The organism is Flavobacterium cutihirudinis (assembly GCF_003385895.1).
GTDB lineage: Bacteria > Bacteroidota > Bacteroidia > Flavobacteriales > Flavobacteriaceae > Flavobacterium > Flavobacterium cutihirudinis.
Genome location: NZ_QRDQ01000009.1, coordinates 473,081 through 490,629, shown reverse-complemented (window position 1 = coordinate 490,629; position 17,549 = coordinate 473,081). Strand labels below are relative to the sequence as shown.

The following is a 17,549-nucleotide window of genomic DNA, read 5'->3' as shown; positions in this document are numbered from 1 at the left end:
GCAAAAATAAGAAAATATAATTTTTATTTATGTAAATATTATGAAACTTACTTTAAATTTGTAGTAAATTAGTGTAAAAAATTAGATTATGAAAACAAATATTTTAGGATTACCAATAAAAGAATCAGAATTATTAGTAAAAGAATTAAACGTGCTTTTATCAAACTTCCAGGTTTACTATCAAAATTTGAGAGGAATTCATTGGAATATTCGCGGAAAACGTTTTTTTGATTTACATGTAAAATTTGAAGAATTATATACAGATGCGCAATTAAAGATCGATATGATAGCTGAAAGAGTTTTGACAATTGGAGGAACTCCTTTGCATACTTTCGATGATTATATTAAAAACAATAAATTGACAGTTGGAAAGAACATTTCAAATGACGAAAAAGCGGTTCAATTGATCGTTCATTCACTATCTGATTTGTTGAAAATTGAGCGAGAAATCTTAAATAAATCAGACGAAATTAACGATGAAGGGACAAATTCTATGATGAGTGACTTCATTGCGGAGCAGGAAAAAACAATTTGGATGATGAATGCTTGGCTTGAAGAAACTTTATAATATATTGTTTTTTAACAAATTAAAAGCAGAACAGCATTAAAATTGCGTTCTGCTTTTTTATTAATGTTAAATTTCTATAAAAATTTCTTTGATTTTACTTGTTTAACGCTATTTTTGCCTCAATGAAATTTATAGCTCGCATATTATTATTCATATTCATTGCCTTCTTATCGACCCCAACAATTGTTCAGGTGTTAAAGAAAGGGAATAGTGCGACTGTATCTTTTAGTATTGCTGAAGAAGAAGTGCATAAAGAACTTAAAAATGTAATGCATCCTTCAATTCTTGAGCATGAAGTTATCATTCCTGTTTATATAGAGAAGAAAACTATTATTTCTGAAAATATTGTAAAACTTGACAATATTTCTCCGAGCATATTTGCTCCACCTCCCAACGTAGCATAATACTTCCGATTATTTTGAACTCTACCGCATTTGAATAAATGGGGTTAATCTTTAATGAATAATTTTTTTAGTATTGTGTTATGACAAAAAAAATCAATCTTTTTGCCAACCTTAAATCTGACTTTGCCTCAGGTTTAGTGGTTTTCTTGGTAGCTCTTCCGTTGTGTCTTGGTATTGCAATGGCTTCTGGAGCGCCTTTATTTTCTGGAATTATTGCCGGTGTTATTGGTGGTATAGTGGTAGGTTATTTGAGCCAGTCTCATATTAGCGTATCTGGTCCAGCCGCTGGATTAACAGCAATTATTTTAACCGCTATTACTGATTTTGGTGCTTTTGATGTGTTTTTGCTGTCTGTGTTTATCGCTGGATTAATTCAATTAGCATTAGGATTTTTGAAAGCCGGAAGTATATCAAATTATTTTCCAACCAATGTTATTGAAGGAATGCTTGCCGGTATCGGAATCATTATCATCTTAAAACAAATCCCACATGCATTTGGATATGATGCTGATTTTGAAGGAGATCAGGCTTTTGTTCAAAACGACGGAAGCAATTCTTTTTCATTCTTGTTTGATGTTTTAAATCATATTCAACTTGGAGCAGTTGTCGTTTCGGTGGTTTCGTTAGTTGTATTACTAGCTTGGGATAAAGTTCCTTTCTTAAAAAGATTAAAACTTGTTCCTGGAGCACTCGTGGCTGTAATATTGGGAGTTTTACTAAATGAGTTTTTTGTTTCTACAGGAAGTTCATTGGCTATTGCAAAAGAACATTTGGTTTCATTACCTGTTCCAAAATCATTCGACGAATTTAAATCGATTATTGTTACACCAAATTTTGCTGCAGTAACAAATCCTCAAGTTTGGGTTGTTGCGGTTACAATTGCTATTGTGGCATCCATCGAAACACTTTTGTGTATCGAAGCTTCAGATAGAATGGATGTTCAAAAACGTTACACAGATACCAATGTAGAGCTTAGAGCACAAGGTGTTGGTAATATCATAAGTTCACTTTTAGGCGGATTGCCAATGACATCTGTGGTTGTAAGATCGTCTGCAAATAATAATGCAGGTGCAAAATCTAAAATGTCTTCCATTATTCATGGTGTACTTTTATTAATAAGTGTTTTGTCTATTCCTGCAATTTTAAATAAGATTCCATTGGCAACTTTGGCTACAGTTTTAATTTTGGTAGGATATAAATTAGCAAAACCAGCAACCTTTATGCATTTCTGGGAAAAGGGAAAATACCAGTTTATCCCTTTCATTGCAACTTTGGTCTTTGTAGTTGCGACAGATTTGCTTAAAGGAGTTGCTTTAGGAATTGTTATCAGTATAATTTTTGTTTTAAGAGGAAATTTAAAAAGAGCTTACAACTTCAAGAAAGAAGAATATGAGGATGGAGATATCATTCATATCGATTTAGCTCAGGAAGTTTCATTTTTAAATAAAGCGGCTATAAAACAAACATTGAATGATATTCCTGAAAATTCAAGAGTAGTTATTAATGCTCATGATACGGAATATATTGCTCATGATGTTTTGGATTTAATTCGTGAGTTTAAAGAAACCCGTGCAATTGATGAAAATATCAAAGTAAAACTGAAAGGTTTTAAAGAAGCATACGAACTGGAAAATACTCCGGAAAACAATAATCATGTTACAATCGAACATTATTATGATGTTGCTAAAAGAGCTTTGGTGAAAAAAGAAACGGTGAAGGAGGAATTTTAAAACAAATAAAAAAAATTAAAATATTTCTATTACATAGTAAATGTCAAAAATTAGGTAACTTTACAAGAGTTCTTTTTAATGCAGTTAAGCAATAGAAATACCATTCAAAAAATATAGAAAATGAGAAAATTTTATGAGCAGTTATTAGAAAACAATAAAAAGTGGGTTGAAACTTCGTTAGCTAAAGATCCAAATTATTTTTCTGATCTGGCAAAAGGGCAACAACCACCATTGTTATGGATTGGATGCTCTGACAGCCGTGTTCCGGCCAACGAAATTGTTGGTGCAAAACCAGGAGAAGTTTTTGTACACAGAAACATTGCAAATATGGTTGTTCACTCTGATATGAATATGTTGAGTGTTCTTGATTATGCGGTAAATGTTTTGAAAATAAAGCATATTATTGTTTGTGGACACTACGGTTGTGGTGGTGTAAAAGCCGCAATGGGAAATCAATCAGTTGGAATTATCGATAACTGGATTCGTCACATTAAAGACGAATATCGTTTACATGATAAATATTTAAACTCAATTGAAGATGAAACAGAGCGTTTTAATGCTTTTGTTGAAATCAATGCTAAAGAACAAGTTTATAATTTAGCTAAAACTTCAATCGTTCAGGGAGCTTGGAAAAACGGACAGGACTTAATGCTTCATGGTTGGGTTTACGGATTGAATTCAGGATTTGTAACTGATTTGAATGTAACAATTAGTTCAAACGATGAATTGGACAGTGTATATCAGCTTGATCTTTAGTAAATAAAGAAAAAAATCGCCTTAAGGGGCGATTTTTTTTTATTCGTTTTCGTCAAGGTTTTCATTAAATGCAGATGGTAACATTGTTGGAATAAACTTTATTAGAATCGGCAATAATAAACTTCCTCCCGGAAGTAAAAATATAGTAAGGGAAGGAATGGTTTTACAGATATCCAAAAGTTGTTTCTTTACCTTTTTCTTTTCTTTTGCATCCAAATCTCTGGTTGTAGAGTAGGCAAGAAGAACCATAAGTTCTTTACTTTGAACAATTTCCTTAACTAGTCTGTTTTTATTTCTTATAATTAATTTTACGACCATGTGCGTCATTTGATCGTAAAAGTGTTTTACCGGATTTGAATAATTGAAATACGGAATTTTCTCTTTATGTGTTGTTATAAAAGTATTCGTTGTTGCGATACTTTTAGCTACAAATTCATCAGGTACATGCATCATTGATCCCAGCGAATACAGGAAATAAGCTTCTTCGTTTTCAACAACGCCATCACTCCATAAAGCCATTCCGGCCATATCGATTAAGTAATAATGCTCTAATTTGTTGCTGAAATAATCCAGTTGTAAGGTTTCTAAAGTTTCAACCGTAACTTTCGAGAATTTCGAATAACGAATAGATGCTTCAAAGAGCTTAATCAATAAATCGTCGTGCTGTGATTTTATTGTTTTGGTTTTTAAAGCCAGACCAACAATACCAAGAACTGTTTCTTCGATGCGCTTTAAGTACTTATCAGGAATTGAACCATGTTCTAAATATTGTCTAAAAGCCAGAACATCAATAAACAATAAAGCATTGGTAACCAGATGCGAAAAGTTTTTACTGATGATACTATCGTTGGTTTGTACTCTTTGATCGATTATTTTTTCTAAAGATAAAGATGGCGTATCCTTTGGAAGAAGAATTTTAAACAAGTTGAAACCTTCCGGATTCATTTCTTTATAAAATTTAAAAACCTCTGCAATAAAATTGTTGGGTTCTGAATTCCTTTTTTCCAGACAAAAAATATGATAAAGTGTATTTAATAAAGCGACTTTAGAAATTTCGGTTTTAAACCAGCCCTTTATAGGAATTGGGATTTGGGAATCAATCGCAATGATATGTCCGTAAATAAATCCGGTATCTCTAACTTTAAAGTAGAATGAATCTGCGGTTTCAAAAGGAATCGCTTCTGAGAACTTTTGTTCGCTAAAAAACTTATCTATCCAGCCTGGTGCCGATGGGTTAATCATTAACTTTTAGTTTGAGGCTACAAAGCTACTTTTTTTTCTTGTGTTAGAATTCATTTTAAATGAAATAACCACTAAATTTTGTGAAAAATAGTGGTTATTATATTCTAGATTATTTGATGATTCCGGCGCAAGCAACTCGACCTCCGGCATTTCCGGTAGGTTGGGTTGTAAAGTCATCAGTTCCCTGATGCACGATTAAACCTTTTCCTAAAACATCTTTGGTTTCATCTCCGCATCCTACACACCATTCATCAGTAGTCAATGTGATTGTTCCGTTTCCTTTGGCATCAGCGGTAAAATTGCCAATATCACCTTTATGATATTCTCCGGTTCCCCATTTACCGTGTTTTTTAAAGGTAGGATTCCAGTGTCCTCCGGCAGAACTTCCATCAGCTGATGAACAATCTGATTTTTCGTGAATGTGAATTGCATGAACTCCAGGTTGTAAACCTGCCACTTTTGCTACAAAAGTTACTTTTCCGTTTTTCTCTGTAAAAGTTGCAGTTCCGCTTACGGTACTGTTACTTTTTGGTTCCAAATTAACGGTCAGAGTCTTAGCATCATTTGATTTTGTATTGGTCTTACAGCCAATAATTAAGGCTGTAATTATAGCGAACGAAACAATTACTTTTTTCATATGTTGGGCTTTTAAATTAATGATTAAGTAAATTTAACATAAAAAAGTCGATATAATTACTGTTAAAAGTTAAATAAATCTAAAACTATTAGTAGTAAATTAATGAAGGTTTGAAGTGAGAACCCAAAAATATTGTGTAAATTCGTATAGGTTTTTAACGAAAAATTTCCCAAGTCTCGTTTTCTAATTCATTAATTTTTAACACTTAATATTATGATGAAGAATTTGTTTACGCTTGTTTTTATTACTGCCTTATTAATTTCCTGTAAATGCCAAAAGGCGGATTCAGTTTCTAAAATAGATGGAAATTGGGAACTAAATTATATTATGGATTCACAAAAAACTTTTGATGATTTGTATCCAAATAAGAAACCGGCAATTAATTTTAATGTAAAAGAGAATCATGTTTCCGGTAACAATGGTTGCAACTCTTTTAACGGAAAACTGAGTGTTACGGGTAATAAAATTGATTTTACTCAGCCAATGGCGGTTACCAAGATGATGTGCATGGACGGAAAGGGTGAGCAGGTTTTTATGAATACACTTCAAAAAATTACCTCCTATGATGTTACAGATGACGGAAAAACTTTAAATTTTATTTCAGGAGATATTGCAATGATGCGATTTACGAAAAAATAAATTCAGTTGTTTAATTCTACTAAATTTATATTTTATGTCAGCTAAATTATCCATTTTACTAGTGTTAATCTGCTTTTTTAATTTTTCTGCAGTAGCGCAGGAAAAATCCAAAAAAGAGCTCAAGGCAGAGAGAGAGCTGCAAAAACAGAAAGAAATTGAAGCATTAATTGATGCTAAGAATTTTGTTTTTGAAGCGCAAAAAGCTACGCCTCAAGGTGGGCGACTGCTGCATTTAGATTATAATACTTATTTTTTGAAATTCAATGAAGAAAAAATAACCTGTGATCTTCCTTTTTTTGGACGTGCTTACAATGTTGCGTATGGGGGCGATGGCGGAATTAAGTTTGAAGGAACTTCGGATAATATAAATATTGAAAAAAAGAAAAAAAACTATCTCATAAAAGCTACAGTAAAAGGCAAAGATGATGTTTATGATCTTTTGCTTACTGTTTTTTTCAATGGTGGCGCTTCGCTTTCTGTTTCCAGTAATAACAGAGGACCGATTTCCTATGATGGTGAAATCGAAGCACCAAAAACGGATGAAGTTAAAAAATAAGAGTTACAATTTAATTGTTTGCCAATTCTTTAGTTTATGCCAAAAAAATACTTCTGTGCAACGCTATTTCTATTTAATATTATATGTTATAGCCAGGATTTAGAGCCAAGAGCTTATGCCAATGTTCCCAAAAAATTAAATGTAGCCGCGTTAGGATATGTATTTATGGACGGAAATGTTGTAACAGAGCCAACACTTCCTATTTCAGATTTTAAACTCCAGAGTCATAATTTGGCGGTGAGTTATGTCAGGACTTTTGGTTTGGCGAATAAACTTGCACGCGTTCAGGTTTCTCTTCCATTTACTTTTATGGACGGATCTGCTTTGGTTGCTGGTGACTTAGTAACCGGCTCAAGAACTGGTTTTGCCGATACAAAAGTGCGATTTGGAATAAATTTGTTAGGTTCTCCGGCTCTTGATAAAAGTGAGTTTCGATCATTTCAACAAAAAACAATTTTAGGGGTTAGCTTGGTGACTTCCATTCCGACAGGAAGATATTATGAAGACAAACGAGTTAATATTGGTACAAACCGTTGGGGAGTAAAACCTGAAATAGGTATTTCAAAACGATTCGCTCATGTATATGCGGAGGCTTACGGTGGAGTTTGGTTTTATACGGACAATAATGATTTTTTAGGAAAAAAAATGGAACAAAAGCCAACTTTTAGCTTGCAGGCACATGCGAGTTATTATTTCAAAAATAATATGTGGGTTGGTTTTAATACAACTTGGTTTTTTGGTGGAAAAACGATAATTGATGGTGTCCCTGAAGCAAGTCAAATTGATAACTGGAGAGTAGGAGGAACATTTTCAACACCTATTGCAAAAGGGCAATCAATTAGGTTTCAATATCATGTTGGAGCTTTTACCAATAATGGTTTGGATTATTATGCGCTTTCAGCCGTATATCAATATTCCTTTTTTTAAATTGTAAAACGTTAGAATTCAGTATATTTGAGAATGCATAATTATCTATAAACAAATTTAAAATTAAAACTATGAAAAAATTAAGTATTATTTTTATTATGGCAATTGCCTCGTTTACAACTAATGCGCAATCGTCTTTCAAGGAAGATGTAGAGGTCTTACAAAGTGTTTATGGGAAATCTAAAAGTGATTTAGTTAAGCAATATATGAATTTGTCTGATACGCAGGCAGCTGCTTTTACCAAAATATATGATAATTATGAAGTAAGTCGTAAAGCATTAGGACAGACCAAATTTCAGCTTATTAATGATTATGCTGCTAATTATGCAACCTTAACCGATGCTAAAGCAGATGAACTGGCTAAAGCTACTTTGAAAAATCATATTGCTTATGAGAAACTATATGAGAAAACATATAGCCAATCTAAGAAAGCCATAGGTGCTATAAATGCCGCAAAATTTATTCAGCTTGAGGTTTACTTGCAAACGATTATAAGAAGCGAAATTTTGGAAGCAATTCCGTTTATTGGTGAATTAGATAAGACAAAAGTGCAATAAACTTTTTTTTATAAAACTAAAAAGGCAGCTGTTTTTTACCAGCTGCCTTTTTTTGTTTTTGATGCTATTTTATTCTTCCTTAGCATCTTTGCTGTTCTTGTTTATAATATGAACATCTTGCTGCGGAAAAGGAATTTCGATGTTGTTTTCTCTAAAAACCTTATCAATAGCAATAATCAGATCGCTTTTGGCTTGATTTGCAAAATTGATGTGGTTAACCCAAAACTTAATAACAACATCAATTGAGCTACTGTTAAATTCTTTAAACCAAATAATAGGTGCAGGATCTTGCAAAACTAGTGAGTGACTTTTTAATGTTTCTTCTAATAAAGTTTTTACTTGTTCTAAATTTGTTCCATACGCTACACCAATAGCAATATCGGTTCGTTTTTTATTATTCGTTAATGTCCAGTTTGTAAGATGTTGACTTAATAAATCACCGTTTGGAATAATAACGTCGGCGCCATCAAAAGTGGCAACAACGCTGCTTCTGATACCAATTGACTTCATTTTTACGGTTTGTCCATTAATATCAATCGTATCATCAATATTAACCGGTTTTTCAAAAGCAATTATAAGTCCGCTGACTAAATTGTTTACCAAAGTTTGCAATCCAAATCCAATCCCAACTCCTAAAGCACTAATAATAATAGTTAAGCGGTCAACTGGAATTCCTGATGATATAAAAGCAAGACTTATTCCGATACTGAAAATGGCAATCTGAATTAAAATCAACCAGCTTCCCAATTTATTTTTTTTGCTTGCATCAGAATTGCCGATCGAATTGTTTGTCAGAAAGGCAATAATCTTTGCAATAATTATAGAAATCAAAATGATAAAAAAGAAAACTATAATACTGTCGTATGAATAATTGATATCTCCAATGGTTCTGCGTTCATAAAAGAAATCAATGATAGGATCCAGTATCGTATGAAAAAAATAGGAATTTTTTCCAACCGTTATAATCCAGCAGATAATAAATAATGCATTATGCGTTTTTTTGAAATTGACTCGCTCAAGTTCATTTAAAGCAAGTTGATTTTCTTCATTTCTTTCCCGTATAAAATTTGAATAATTTATAATATCAACAAGAAGACGATATGCATTTGAGAACAAATAATACATTAATACGGTAATGATACCATTGACCATCAATAACTTTCCTAAATTGTAATTTTGGTCAATTAATATAAAAAACACAGCTGCAGTTTCGAATGCTATTAATGCATATAAGCTGTATTTGAAAAGCGGATTTAGATTTTCTTTATTCTTTTTTAAATTGTAAATACTAACTGCTGCCGATGAAATGGCTAATATTAATATCAGAAAGACTTCACGAACAGAGTGAATTAAAATGTTGTTGTCATATAAAGTAAACAGGATTAACAAAACAAAGATTCTCCAAATAAACTTATCCTTTGCGTTAAAATATTCTTTATTGACCACATTGAGGGCAATAATTGAAATAAGCCAAATTAAAGCTGTAAAAGCAAAAGGCGGGTAAACAAAGAAAAAATTAAAAAGTGTGAAAGAAATCAATATGGCGCAGGCGATAGGGTGTTTAAAAATTCGCTTTGAGAATTCGATCTGATTGTAAAGTCCTTCATGTTTATACTTGCTTCTGAGAAACAAAAGATAGACAATCAAAGCCACTGCAAGCAATAGCATTAAGACAAGCGTATTGAAATGGTTGGATATAAAGAATGCTAATATTACAAATTCTTTAAAAAGCGAATAAAAAAAGGAATCATAAAACGACATCTTATTAGAACTGGTTTTGAAAATTCGACCATCAGAATGAAAAAGATTTCCAAACTCATTTTTTCTAATGTTATCTGTTTCGATTATGTCATTTTGTAAATCATATTTAAATTTAGTGGCAAGTATTTGCAATTTACTAATACTGTCTAAAGCGTTTTTAAATCTGATATTTAGCTTTTTAACCTGAGAATTCATTTCAGAATAACGTTCATAATACAATGATTTCCTTAGCGAATCTTTAGGTAATATAAACAGCGCTTTTTTTATGGTCAATGAATCGATTTGACTTTGTATCTGGCTTAGTTCTAAATTGTTTTTTTGAATTTTTTCAAGTTGAAGATCCACTCTTGTCTGCAATTCTTTTAGCATAACAGAGGTTACCGTAATGTTTCTAAGGGTTTGAAAATCATTTTTATTTTTGATTATACCATCAATTGCCGTTTTTTTTAATTTGATGACATAATCCAGTTCTGAGGTAAAACCTTTGTAATCAATTCCGGTTTTTAGTTTAAGGTCAGCATTTTGAATGTTTTTTGCAATTTCATCAAATAGTAAGGCACGTTCTCTATGTGTTTTATTTTCTTTAAAAAGATCCTTACTTCTGTTTTCATCTAATTTTAATAAATTCTCTATTTTATCGCTTTTGGATGTTAAGGAATCTTTTGGTGGTAGATTTTGAGAATAAGAAACGTTAGAAAGCTGTAGAAGAAGAAAAAAAGCAAATACAAAGATGGTAACTTGTTTTGTTTTGGAGATTTTATAAAAAATAATATTTTGGATTAAATTATAAAATACCATAACAATTGTTTTTGAGATCTATATCAAAAATACTACAAAAAAAAACAACCTGAAAAATATTTTTTTCAGGTTGTTTTTTAAAGAGATTATTTGTTTTTGACTTCATAGATGGTATTTACCATCCCGTCGCGGAATTTATCTAATGGAAGTTCCCAAAACATAATTCCGCCCAGTTTTTTAGCTTTTGCGTATTCGGTTTTCGCTTTTATAGAAGCTAAATCGTCTGCGGTAGCAAATTTTTTCTCTTTTTCATTGTACCAATATGGTGCTTTTGCTTTATCATCCCAAAAATATTTCCAGCCATTTGCTTCTGTTAAAGTTGTTGAAAAGTCTCTAAACGAAGTTCCGTCAGTATGTTCACCAGGTTGATATAATCCGTTATTTACATTCTCAACATTTCTCCATGTTCTGGTGTAAAAAGCACCACCAATAACTAATTTTTCTGCTGGAACACCTGCTTTTAATAAGAAAGTTACGGCTCTGTCTGTAGACTCTTCTTTCGGATTTGTACTGTATAATGGTGTATGATGTCCTGTAACTTTAGAATATCCGTTTACCAAGTCGTAGCTCATAATATTTATACGGTTTACATATGGTGCAACGCCTTTCCAGTCTATAGACTCATCCAAACATTTTTGAAAACCTCCGGCAGCAAAACTTAATTCATATTTTTTACCTAGAGTTGAACGTAATTTTTTTAATAAATCAGTAAAATTAGGTTTATCCGCGGCTTGATATAAATGTCCAGGAAGTCCTTCAATTGAAGGATATTCCCAATCTAAATCTAAACCGTCAACTTTGAAATAATCACTAACTTCTTTTACCGATTTTGCAAAAGTAAGGCGACCTTCATTTGTTGAAAATGCTGCTGAACATGGTTCGCAACCTCCCCATCCGCCAAGAGATAAAATGATTTTTAATTGTGGATTTTTAGCTTTTAAGCTAACTAAGTGTTTAATTGTAATGGAATCTTTAGCTGAATCGACATTTAGTTTTCCGTTTTTTAAATGACAAAAACTAAAGATAATTTGGTCTAGTTTATTGACTTCATATTCGTCAATTAATTTGGAATCACCTGTGTAATAAGCGATGATGTCCAATTTTTTATTTTTTTGAGCAAATATATTTGTGGTGCAGAAGCACAATAAAAATAAGGCAATCAGGTTAATTTGTTTCATTTTAGGTCTTTTTTAGTTTTTAGAACGTTAAATATAAAATAATACATCGGATATTTAACTATTTCACAACTCGAAGAAAGTCAATTTTAACGAATATTTTGCAAATTCATGCAAAAATATTGCGTTTCATGATTGAAGACATTTTTATAAAAACAAAAAATAAACCCGCGCAGTTTCGGACTTGCGCGGGTTTAAACAAATTAAAAGCTAAAAACTATTGTGATATTAGAAGCAGTAAGTATCTTCTGCGACTAATTTTGCTGCGATTTTTTCTCTAAGTGCTACAACATTTGGCAGATTAGTATATTTAGTGAAACGTTTAAGTCCCATTAACATCATACGTTGCTCGTCACCTTCAGCGAAAGAAGCGATTCCTTCTTTTCCTCTTAAGTTTACGATATCAACCGCTTTGTATAAGTATAATTTTGCCATAGCAATTTGCTCCTGAACTTTATCTTCACCTTGAGCTTTTGCTAATTTTTCAGTTCTCAAAATTGTACTTTCAGCCATGTAGATCTCGATCAAGATATCAGAAGCTGCCATTAACAATTGTTGGTGAGCATCTAATTCAGGACCATATTTTTGAACAGCGCTTCCAGCAACCATCAAGAAAACTTTTTTCAAGTTAGCGATGATTCCTTTTTCTTCTGCAAATAATTCAGAGAAATCTGGAGTATCAAAAGATGGAATTCCCATTAATTCTTCTTGAACTTTCATTGCTGGTCCAAGTAAATCAACATGACCTTTCATTGCTTTTTTGATCAACATACCTACAGAAAGCATTCTGTTGATTTCGTTTGTTCCTTCGTAGATACGAGCGATACGAGCATCTCTCCAAGCACTTTCCATTGGAGTGTCTTCAGAGAATCCCATTCCACCAAAAATCTGAATTCCTTCGTCAGAACAAGATTGAACGTCTTCAGAAACAGCTACTTTCAAGATAGAACACTCGATTGCATATTCTTCAACACCTTTCAATTCTGCTTCTTGATGAGAAGTTCCTTCTGCTTCACGAGCGGCAATTCTATCTTCGATATCTTTTGCAGCACGGTAAGAAGCACTTTCTCCAGCGTAAGCATTAGTTGCCATTTCAGCTAATTTAGAACGGATAGCTCCAAAAGATGAAATAGATGTGTTGAACTGAATTCTTTCGTTAGCATATTTTACAGCTCCAGAAGTAACTCTTCTTTGAGCATCTAAACAAGCAGCAGCCAATTTAATACGACCAACGTTCAAAGCGTTCATTGCGATTTTGAAACCGTTTCCTCTTTCAGACAACATGTTTTCAACCGGAACTTTTGTTTCGTTGAAGAAAACCTGACGAGTAGAAGAAGCACGGATTCCTAATTTATGCTCTTCTTCATTCATAGAAATTCCGTTTGAAGGATCGTTTTCTACGATGAAACCTGTAATATTTTTATCATCTCCAATACGAGCAAAAACGATGAAAACGCTACAGAAACCTGCATTCGAAATCCACATTTTTTGTCCAGTGATAGAGTAGTATTTTCCGTCTTCAGATAAAACTGCTTTAGTTTTTCCTGAGTTAGCATCAGAACCTGCACCTGGTTCAGTTAAGCAATAAGCTCCAAACCATTCTCCAGAAGCCAATTTAGGAACGTATTTTTTCTTTTGTTCTTCAGTACCGTAAAGTGTAATTGGCATAGTTCCAATACCTGTATGCGCACCAAAAGCAGTTGAGAAAGAACCTGTTGCTCCAGAAATGTAGTCACAAACTAACATTGTAGAAACAAATCCCATTCCTAATCCACCATATTCTTCAGGAACTGCAACTCCAAGAAGCCCAAGTTCACCAGCTTTACGCATAGATGATTCTGTGTAAGCGTAATCTTTTTTCTCAAAACGATCTTTATGCGCCCATAATTCTTTGTCAACGAACTCTTTTACAGAGTCACGCATCATTAACTGCTCTTCAGAGAAATCTTCTGGAGTGAAGATATCCTCGCATTTTGTTTCTTTAACTAAAAACTGACCACCACGAGTCACGTTTTTTTCGATTGTATCTGCCATTGCTAATGTTTTTTTGTATGTTTTTTATTTATGGTTTTTGTACACAATCTTGTCATTTCGACGAAGGAGAAATCTTCACGACGATTTTCCACATAGGTGATAATCTTTGCAGAGCTACTTGCGAAGATTTCTCCTTCGTCGAAATGACAAACTGAGTGTGTACTTTACTTAATAATGCTTTCTTATAAAACCTCGTAAACTCCAGCGCTTCCTTGTCCTGTACCCACACACATAGAAACGATTCCGTATTTATTACCTCTGCGTTTCATCTCATCAAATAACTGAACAGAAAGTTTAGCTCCAGTACAACCCAGAGGGTGACCTAAAGCGATCGCTCCACCGTTTACGTTTACGATTTCTGGGTTTATGTTTAACTCGCGAGTTACAGCTAAAGCTTGTGAAGCAAAAGCTTCGTTTAACTCAATTAACTCGATATCATTTAATGTTAATCCCGCTTGTTTCAAAGCCTTCGGAATTGCTTTTACTGGACCAATACCCATAATTCTTGGTTCAACACCAGAAGAAGCAAAATTTACTAATCTAGCAATTGGCTCAAGATTCAATTCTTTTACCATTTCTTCGCTCATAATTAAAACGAACGCAGCACCGTCGCTCATTTGAGAAGAGTTACCAGCAGTTACACTTCCGTCAGCAGCGAAAACTGGTCTTAAACCTGCTAAAGCTTCTTTAGAAGTTCCTGCTCTTGGACCTTCATCTTTATTTACAACGTATGATTTTGTTTCTTTTTTACCATTTTCATTGATGAAAGTCTGCTCAACAGTAATAGGAACGATTTGTTTGTCGAATTTTCCTTCAGCCTGCGCTTTTAGAGCTTTCATGTGAGAGTTGTAAGCAAACTCATCCTGATCTTCTCTTGAGATTTTGTATTGGTTTGCCACCGCTTCAGCAGTTAAACCCATTCCCCAATAGTAATCTTCGTGACCTGCAGCAGCAACTTTATAATCCGGAGTTGGTTTGTAACCTCCCATCGGAATATAACTCATACTTTCTGCACCACCAGCAATGATACAATCTGCCATTCCTGATTGGATTTTAGCAGTCGCCATTCCGATAGTTTCAAGTCCAGATGCGCAATAACGGTTTACTGTAACACCAGGAACGTCTTCAACTTTTAATCCCATTAAAGAGATCAAACGTCCAACGTTAAGACCTTGTTCTGCTTCCGGCATGGCATTTCCTACCATAACGTCGTCGATACGTTTTTTGTCGAAATTAGGCAGTTCGTCCATCATAAACTGGATCGTTTCTGCAGCTAATTCATCAGGTCTTTTAAATCTAAAAACCCCTTTTGGAGCTTTTCCAACTGCTGTTCTATATGCTTTTACTATATATGCTGTTTTCATTTTCTTAGTTTCTAAGAGGTTTCCCTTTGGTTAACATGTATTGAATTCTTTCTAATGTTTTTCTCTCTGTACAAAGAGATAAGAAAGCTTCACGTTCGATATCTAATAAGTATTGTTCAGATACTAAAGTCGCTTCAGATAAATCACCACCAGCCATTACATAAGCCAGTTTGTTTGCGATTTTCTTGTCGTGCTCAGAAATGTATTTTCCAGCCTGCATTTGATCTGTTCCAACTAAGAACATACCTAAAGCTTGTTTTCCTAATACTTTCACATCAGTTCTTCTGATAGGTTGCGTATAACCAGCTTCAGCCATTAACAAAGCATGTTTTTTAGCTTCAGCAATCTGACGATCTTTGTTTACCACAATAACATCTTTTCCATGTTGAAGAAGTCCAGTGTCAAAAGCTTCATAACCAGAAGTCGAAACTTTTGCCATTGCGATTGTCAAGAAATACTCTTGAAGAACGTTCAATTCCACATCGTTTTTGCGGAATAAATCTGAAGCTCTTAAAGCCATTTCTTTAGATCCACCACCGCCCGGAAGTACTCCAACGCCAAATTCAACTAATCCCATATACGTTTCTGCAGCAGCTACAACTTTATCAGCGTGTAAACTCATTTCGCATCCACCACCAAAAGTCATTCCGTGAGGCGCTACTACAACTGGAATAGAAGAATAACGAACACGCATCATTGTATCTTGGAACAATTTAATCGCCATGTTCAATTCGTCATATTCTTGCTCAACTGCCATCATGAAAATCATTCCGATATTAGCTCCAACAGAGAAATTCGCTGCTTGGTTACCAATAACTAAACCTTGATATTCTTTTTCAGATAAATCGATTGCTTTATTGATAGCTTGTAGAACGTCGCCACCAATTGTATTCATTTTAGATTGGAATTCTAAATTCAAAATTCCGTCTCCTAAATCCTGAATGATTGCACCACTGTTGCTCCAAACTTTTTTGCTTTCGCGAATGTTGTTCAGAATAATGAATGAATCTTGTCCAGGAACTTTTACTTGTGATTTTGTCGGAATGTTATAGAAATAAGTCGCTCCTTCTTTTACAGTATAGAAACTTTCGCTTCCTGAAGCCAACATTTCAGTAACCCATGCAGCAGGCTCTAAACCTTCAGCTTTCATGATTTCAATTCCTTTAGCAACACCAATGGCATCCCAGATTTCGAATGGACCATTTTCCCATCCAAAACCAGCTTTCATAGCATCGTCAATTTTGTACAATTCGTCTGAGATTTCAGGAACTCTGTTTGACACATAAGCAAACATTCCCGCGAAACTCTTACGGTAGAATTCTCCCGCTTTGTCCGTTCCTTTTACTAAAACTTTAAAACGATTGATGGGTTTATCGATAGTTTTTGTTAGTTCAAGAGTAGCAAAATTTGCTTTTTTCGCAGCGCGGTATTCTAATGTATTTAAGTCTAAAGAAAGAATATCTTTATCTACTTTTTTATAAAAACCTTGTCCAGTTTTGCTTCCTAACCAATTATTTTCCATCATTTTGTTGATGAAATCAGGAAGTTTGAACAATTCGTGTTGTTCGTCATTCGGGCAGTTTTCGTAAATACCATTGGCAACGTGTACCAAAGTATCCAAACCAACAACGTCAACCGTACGGAAAGTAGCCGATTTTGGACGACCAATAACTGGTCCCGTCAATTTATCAACTTCTTCAATTGTTAATCCCATTTCTTTTACCAAGTGGAATAAACTTTGGATTCCGTAAATACCAATTCTGTTTCCAATAAACGCTGGAGTATCTTTAGCAACAACCGAAGTTTTTCCTAAGAATTTAGATCCGTATTCGTTTAAGAAATCCAATACTTCAGTTGAAGTTTTTGGACCAGGAATAATTTCAAATAATTTTAAGTAACGCGCAGGGTTAAAAAAGTGAGTACCACAGAAGTGTTGTTGAAAATCTTCGCTTCTTCCTTCGCTCATAAAATGAATTGGAATACCAGAAGTGTTTGAAGTAACCAAAGTTCCCGGTTTACGGAATTTCTCGATTTGTTCAAAAACTAATTTTTTGATATCCAAACGCTCTACAACAACCTCAATAATCCAGTCAACATTGGCAATTTTTGCCATATCATCAGTCGTATTTCCAGTTGTAATTCTATTTGCGAATTTCTGACTGTAAATAGGAGATGGTTTCGATTTTAATGAATTCGCCAAGTGCTCGTTTACCACTCGGTTGCGAACAGCTTTACTTTCAAGAGTTAATCCTTTTTTAGCTTCAGCCTCGGTCAATTCGCGCGGTACGATGTCAAGAAGTAAAACTTCAACACCAATATTGGCAAAATGGCAAGCTATTCCTGAACCCATAATTCCGGATCCAATTACAGCAACTTTTTTAATTGTGCGTTTCATAGGTAC

At 33.8% G+C, this 17,549-nt stretch carries 15 protein-coding genes; 8 read left to right on the top strand and 7 right to left on the bottom strand.

Annotated elements, in window-relative coordinates; translation table 11 throughout:
• Nucleotides 1-88: 88 nt before the first annotated feature.
• The 4 genes from BD847_RS12960 to can all read left to right on the top strand — a co-directional run bounded on the left by BD847_RS12960 (nt 89) and on the right by can (nt 3,458).
• Nucleotides 89-568 carry a Dps family protein gene (locus BD847_RS12960; RefSeq protein WP_115888692.1) on the top strand — a complete coding sequence of 160 codons (480 nt, stop codon included), beginning with the start codon at nt 89-91 and terminating at the stop codon, nt 566-568.
• 122 nt (nt 569-690) lie between these two features.
• Nucleotides 691-972: a hypothetical protein gene (locus BD847_RS12955; RefSeq protein ID WP_244201601.1), complete on the top strand. Its 282-nt coding sequence runs from the start codon at nt 691-693 to the stop codon at nt 970-972.
• Nucleotides 973-1,052: 80 nt separating this feature from the next.
• Complete coding sequence (locus tag BD847_RS12950; protein ID WP_115888690.1) at nt 1,053-2,702, top strand: SulP family inorganic anion transporter; 1,650 nt, start codon at nt 1,053-1,055, stop codon at nt 2,700-2,702.
• Nucleotides 2,703-2,822: 120 nt separating this feature from the next.
• Nucleotides 2,823-3,458: a carbonate dehydratase gene (gene can / locus BD847_RS12945; protein WP_115888689.1), complete on the top strand. Its 636-nt coding sequence runs from the start codon at nt 2,823-2,825 to the stop codon at nt 3,456-3,458.
• Between the two features lie 39 nt (nt 3,459-3,497).
• Here can and BD847_RS12940 read toward each other — a convergent pair whose 3' ends face one another.
• Entirely contained in the window at nt 3,498-4,700 is a 1,203-nt protein-coding gene (locus BD847_RS12940; RefSeq protein ID WP_115888688.1) for an LETM1-related biofilm-associated protein, read from the bottom strand.
• A 109-nt stretch (nt 4,701-4,809) separates the two neighbouring features.
• Entirely contained in the window at nt 4,810-5,337 is a 528-nt protein-coding gene (locus tag BD847_RS12935) for a superoxide dismutase family protein (RefSeq protein ID WP_115888687.1), read from the bottom strand.
• 213 nt (nt 5,338-5,550) lie between these two features.
• Here BD847_RS12935 and BD847_RS12930 point away from each other — a divergent pair, with 213 nt between their 5' ends.
• The 4 genes from BD847_RS12930 (at nt 5,551) to BD847_RS12915 (ending at nt 8,016) form a co-directional block, all read left to right on the top strand.
• A complete protein-coding gene (locus BD847_RS12930; protein ID WP_115888686.1) occupies nt 5,551-5,976 on the top strand; it encodes an META domain-containing protein in 426 nt (141 codons plus the stop codon).
• A 34-nt stretch (nt 5,977-6,010) separates the two neighbouring features.
• Nucleotides 6,011-6,532 carry a DUF4251 domain-containing protein gene (locus tag BD847_RS12925; protein ID WP_115888685.1) on the top strand — a complete coding sequence of 174 codons (522 nt, stop codon included), beginning with the start codon at nt 6,011-6,013 and terminating at the stop codon, nt 6,530-6,532.
• Between the two features lie 36 nt (nt 6,533-6,568).
• Nucleotides 6,569-7,459, top strand: coding sequence for a transporter (locus BD847_RS12920; RefSeq protein WP_115888684.1), 891 nt, complete (start codon nt 6,569-6,571; stop codon nt 7,457-7,459).
• Between the two features lie 71 nt (nt 7,460-7,530).
• Nucleotides 7,531-8,016, top strand: a complete 486-nt coding sequence (locus BD847_RS12915) for a hypothetical protein (protein WP_115888683.1) — start codon at nt 7,531-7,533, stop codon at nt 8,014-8,016.
• Nucleotides 8,017-8,085: 69 nt separating this feature from the next.
• Here BD847_RS12915 and BD847_RS12910 read toward each other — a convergent pair whose 3' ends face one another.
• From BD847_RS12910 to BD847_RS12890, 5 genes are all read right to left on the bottom strand, one after another.
• The gene (locus tag BD847_RS12910) at nt 8,086-10,575 is read right to left on the bottom strand and encodes a mechanosensitive ion channel family protein (RefSeq protein ID WP_115888682.1); all 2,490 of its coding nucleotides are present in this window, start codon (nt 10,573-10,575) and stop codon (nt 8,086-8,088) included.
• Nucleotides 10,576-10,661: 86 nt separating this feature from the next.
• Nucleotides 10,662-11,753, bottom strand: coding sequence for a glycoside hydrolase family 18 protein (locus BD847_RS12905; RefSeq protein ID WP_115888681.1), 1,092 nt, complete (start codon nt 11,751-11,753; stop codon nt 10,662-10,664).
• A gap of 225 nt (nt 11,754-11,978) precedes the next feature.
• On the bottom strand, nt 11,979-13,784 hold the full coding sequence (locus tag BD847_RS12900) for an acyl-CoA dehydrogenase family protein (protein ID WP_115888680.1): 1,806 nt from the start codon (nt 13,782-13,784) through the stop codon (nt 11,979-11,981).
• Between the two features lie 182 nt (nt 13,785-13,966).
• Nucleotides 13,967-15,148, bottom strand: coding sequence for a thiolase family protein (locus BD847_RS12895; RefSeq protein WP_068842879.1), 1,182 nt, complete (start codon nt 15,146-15,148; stop codon nt 13,967-13,969).
• 4 nt (nt 15,149-15,152) lie between these two features.
• A complete protein-coding gene (locus BD847_RS12890; RefSeq protein ID WP_115888679.1) occupies nt 15,153-17,543 on the bottom strand; it encodes a 3-hydroxyacyl-CoA dehydrogenase/enoyl-CoA hydratase family protein in 2,391 nt (796 codons plus the stop codon).
• Between the last annotated feature and the right edge of the window lie 6 nt (nt 17,544-17,549).

What these genes read in the sequence shown, in the direction of transcription:
- BD847_RS12960 (WP_115888692.1), top strand. Translation starts at nt 89, where the DNA reads ATGAAAACAAATATTTTAGGATTACCAATAAAAGAATCAGAATTATTA.
- BD847_RS12955 (WP_244201601.1), top strand. Translation starts at nt 691, where the DNA reads ATGAAATTTATAGCTCGCATATTATTATTCATATTCATTGCCTTCTTA.
- BD847_RS12950 (WP_115888690.1), top strand. Translation starts at nt 1,053, where the DNA reads ATGACAAAAAAAATCAATCTTTTTGCCAACCTTAAATCTGACTTTGCC.
- can (WP_115888689.1), top strand. Translation starts at nt 2,823, where the DNA reads ATGAGAAAATTTTATGAGCAGTTATTAGAAAACAATAAAAAGTGGGTT.
- BD847_RS12940 (WP_115888688.1), bottom strand. Translation starts at nt 4,700, where the DNA reads ATGATTAACCCATCGGCACCAGGCTGGATAGATAAGTTTTTTAGCGAA.
- BD847_RS12935 (WP_115888687.1), bottom strand. Translation starts at nt 5,337, where the DNA reads ATGAAAAAAGTAATTGTTTCGTTCGCTATAATTACAGCCTTAATTATT.
- BD847_RS12930 (WP_115888686.1), top strand. Translation starts at nt 5,551, where the DNA reads ATGATGAAGAATTTGTTTACGCTTGTTTTTATTACTGCCTTATTAATT.
- BD847_RS12925 (WP_115888685.1), top strand. Translation starts at nt 6,011, where the DNA reads ATGTCAGCTAAATTATCCATTTTACTAGTGTTAATCTGCTTTTTTAAT.
- BD847_RS12920 (WP_115888684.1), top strand. Translation starts at nt 6,569, where the DNA reads ATGCCAAAAAAATACTTCTGTGCAACGCTATTTCTATTTAATATTATA.
- BD847_RS12915 (WP_115888683.1), top strand. Translation starts at nt 7,531, where the DNA reads ATGAAAAAATTAAGTATTATTTTTATTATGGCAATTGCCTCGTTTACA.
- BD847_RS12910 (WP_115888682.1), bottom strand. Translation starts at nt 10,575, where the DNA reads ATGGTATTTTATAATTTAATCCAAAATATTATTTTTTATAAAATCTCC.
- BD847_RS12905 (WP_115888681.1), bottom strand. Translation starts at nt 11,753, where the DNA reads ATGAAACAAATTAACCTGATTGCCTTATTTTTATTGTGCTTCTGCACC.
- BD847_RS12900 (WP_115888680.1), bottom strand. Translation starts at nt 13,784, where the DNA reads ATGGCAGATACAATCGAAAAAAACGTGACTCGTGGTGGTCAGTTTTTA.
- BD847_RS12895 (WP_068842879.1), bottom strand. Translation starts at nt 15,148, where the DNA reads ATGAAAACAGCATATATAGTAAAAGCATATAGAACAGCAGTTGGAAAA.
- BD847_RS12890 (WP_115888679.1), bottom strand. Translation starts at nt 17,543, where the DNA reads ATGAAACGCACAATTAAAAAAGTTGCTGTAATTGGATCCGGAATTATG.